This window comes from Rickettsia endosymbiont of Ixodes scapularis, assembly GCF_000160735.1.
Classification (GTDB): Bacteria; Pseudomonadota; Alphaproteobacteria; order Rickettsiales; family Rickettsiaceae; genus Rickettsia; species Rickettsia tamurae.
On record NZ_CM000770.1, the window covers coordinates 1,751,597 to 1,753,947 of the forward strand.

Here is a 2,351-nt window from a genome sequence, read left to right on the forward strand (position 1 = left end):
ATAAACAAGATAAATCACTCACATAAAAATCCTAGCAGGCAGTAGTAATAAGTTACTCGCATCTAGTTTAGCTATAGCATTAAATGTTAAATATATTGAGCCGAGAATTACCTGTAGAAATTCAAGAATCGTTTCATAATGAAGATGTAATCATAGTACAATCCACATCAAAACCTGTTAATGATCGTTTAATGTCCCCCTTCGGGGATAAGAAATCCCTCGCCTTCAGGCGAAGGGAAGATATAATGAAATTGCTTTAGCAATGAATTTATATCAAGAAACATGAGAAGTTATAGAAAGAATAGTCATAGTCAGTATGATTTAAAAGTACATCTTATATGGATACCAAAATATAGGAAGAGAGTATTGATAGGCAAAGTAGCGGAAAGGGCTAGAGATTTACTAAGGCAGATTTGTATGGAACATGAAGTATATATAATTTCAGGGAAAATATCATGTGATCACGTGCATATGTTTATCTCATATAAATCACAAATATCTCTTAGCAAGTTAGTACAGTATTTAAAAGGTAGTAGCTCAAGAATTTTATTGCAAGAATTTGCTCATTTAAGAAAACAATTTTGGGGCAATCATTTGTGGGCTAGGGGCTATATGGCGGTCAGTTCAGGTAATATAACTGATGAAATGATACAGCACTATATTGATGAACAGGAAGGTGAACCTGTGAATGATGATCGATTTCTAATCGATTCCACTTTATAACCCCTCAGCTTATAGCTGAGGGTTCTTTAGTTATGTGAAAGACATAAGTTATGTGAAAGACATAAGAAAGGAAAGGATAAATTGCCGCTAGTTTATAATTTAGTTATTTACAACGGTAAAGAGATTTATAATGCTCCAAGAAATTTGTGGAGTTTATTTACTGATAGTGTGATGGCAAAGAAATTAATGACGGAAGATTATCAATTAGTAGATTTGCAAGCTATGACAGATGATGAAATCGTCAAGAAAAAACATTTAGGTATGCTAGAATATATGATGAAGCATATCCATATGCGGGATATGATAAAACTATGGGAGAAGTTTTTAACAGAGTTTAAGCATATTATAATATTGGATAAAGAAAAAGGTTATATTTTACCTAAGATCGTTCTTATGGTATACTGACGCAAAATTATCAAAACAAAAACAACCGGAATTAGTAGAAGTATTTCATTTATCATCTAAAGCTAAGGATAGCATTATGAAAACTATAGCAGAAAAATATATGGGAGAAGGTCTGATACGAGGAAGACAAGAAGGTATTAAGATAGGAGAGGCTAAAGGCGAACATAATAAGGCAGTAATTATAGCAAAAAAATGCTCTCTCAAGGATTCAAAATTCCTATGATTGCTGAACTTACCGATCTTAAAGAAAGTGTTGTCTGCTCAATTGTAAAAAGTAATTAATTGTGCAAGCACCACTTGCACAAATCCTAAATATCCATATCCTTCCAAAGAAAAGCATCTATTGTCATAATCACATATAACCTTTATAATAATATTCTTGAATCAACTACAAAATCTATGAAAGAATTTCCAAAAAATTATAATTTTACCGAAAATGAAAAAAAGTGGCAGCAAATTTGGCAAGAGAAACAAATTTATGCTTATAATCCAAACGTTTCAAAAGAAGAAACCTATGTAATCGATACTCCACCTCCGACAGTTTCGGGGCAGTTACATATCGGTCATGTTTATAGCTATACGCAAACAGATTTTATTGTACGCTTCCAGCGTATGATCGGTAAAAATATCTTTTATCCTATGGGTTTTGACGATAACGGGCTACCGACCGAGAGACTTGTTGAAAAACAGAAGCAGATCAAAGCTTATAATACAGATCGATCTGAATTTATAAAAATTTGCGAAGAGGTAGTAGCAAGTGAAGAAGAAAAGTTTAGAAGTCTATTTAACCAAATAGCTTTATCGGTTGATTGGAGTTTAGAGTATCAAACTATCAGTCCGTTATCACGAAAAATATCACAAATGTCTTTTCTTGATTTAGTACAAAAAGAGGAAGTTTATCGTGCTAATCAACCGATTTTATGGGATCCAGTAGATGGTACAGCTCTTGCCCAAGCTGATATTGAGGATAAGGAAAAAACCTCTTTCATGAATTATATTACGTTTAAAACCGAGCAAGGAGACCCGCTTACTATAGCAACTACCAGACCTGAGTTATTACCGGCTTGCGTAGCCGTATTTTATCACCCTGACGATGGACGTTATAAGCATCTAGCAGGTAAATCAGCTATAACCCCGCTTTTTAATGAGAAAGTTCCACTGCTTGCTGATCCTTTAGTACAACAAGATAAAGGTACGGGCTGGTAATGTGCTGTACGTTTGGT

4 protein-coding genes and 1 pseudogene are annotated in these 2,351 nt (G+C 33.9%); all 5 read left to right on the top strand.

Annotation, left to right across the window (positions count from 1 at the left end):
• Window positions 1-83 precede the first annotated feature (83 nt).
• Window positions 84-260: a ribose-phosphate pyrophosphokinase-like domain-containing protein gene (locus tag REIS_RS16050; RefSeq protein ID WP_008581200.1), complete on the top strand. Its 177-nt coding sequence runs from the start codon at window positions 84-86 to the stop codon at window positions 258-260.
• A 22-nt stretch (window positions 261-282) separates the two neighbouring features.
• A complete protein-coding gene (gene tnpA, locus REIS_RS08900) occupies window positions 283-723 on the top strand; it encodes an IS200/IS605 family transposase (RefSeq protein WP_008579210.1) in 441 nt (146 codons plus the stop codon).
• An 81-nt stretch (window positions 724-804) separates the two neighbouring features.
• A complete protein-coding gene (locus REIS_RS17540) occupies window positions 805-1,128 on the top strand; it encodes an Rpn family recombination-promoting nuclease/putative transposase (protein WP_008581203.1) in 324 nt (107 codons plus the stop codon).
• A gap of 76 nt (window positions 1,129-1,204) precedes the next feature.
• Complete coding sequence (locus REIS_RS17545; RefSeq protein ID WP_325100675.1) at window positions 1,205-1,351, top strand: hypothetical protein; 147 nt, start codon at window positions 1,205-1,207, stop codon at window positions 1,349-1,351.
• 176 nt (window positions 1,352-1,527) lie between these two features.
• A pseudogene (locus REIS_RS08910) lies at window positions 1,528-2,351 on the top strand (class I tRNA ligase family protein); the annotation flags it as partial.

Coding starts and splice junctions, on each gene's coding strand:
- REIS_RS16050 (WP_008581200.1), top strand. CDS start 84: ATGTTAAATATATTGAGCCGAGAATTACCTGTAGAAATTCAAGAATCG.
- tnpA (WP_008579210.1), top strand. CDS start 283: ATGAGAAGTTATAGAAAGAATAGTCATAGTCAGTATGATTTAAAAGTA.
- REIS_RS17545 (WP_325100675.1), top strand. CDS start 1,205: ATGAAAACTATAGCAGAAAAATATATGGGAGAAGGTCTGATACGAGGA.